Source organism: Rhodococcus ruber (genome assembly GCF_027270735.1).
GTDB classification, from domain to species: domain Bacteria; phylum Actinomycetota; class Actinomycetes; order Mycobacteriales; family Mycobacteriaceae; genus Rhodococcoides; species Rhodococcoides rubrum_A.
Genome location: NZ_JAPWIJ010000054.1, coordinates 1 through 224, shown reverse-complemented (window position 1 = coordinate 224; position 224 = coordinate 1). Strand labels below are relative to the sequence as shown.

Here is a 224-nt window from a genome sequence, read left to right as displayed (position 1 = left end):
AGGAACTGTCCATCACCGACGACCCCGAACCGCGGGGGCATTCGTTCGAGTTCCGCATCAACGGTGAAGACGCCGGCCGCGGGTTCCTGCCCGCACCCGGCCCCGTCACCACCTTCACCGCCCCCTCCGGGCCGGGAGTGCGGGTCGATTCCGGTGTCGAATCCGGCAGTGTGATCGGTGGCCAGTTCGATTCGATGCTCGCCAAACTCATCGTCACCGGAGCC

Annotated in this window: 1 pseudogene; it reads left to right on the top strand. The window is 67.0% G+C overall.

Features of this window, described 5'->3' with window-relative positions:
- Positions 1 to 224, top strand: a pseudogene (locus O4220_RS27785) (acetyl-/propionyl-CoA carboxylase subunit alpha); the annotation flags it as partial.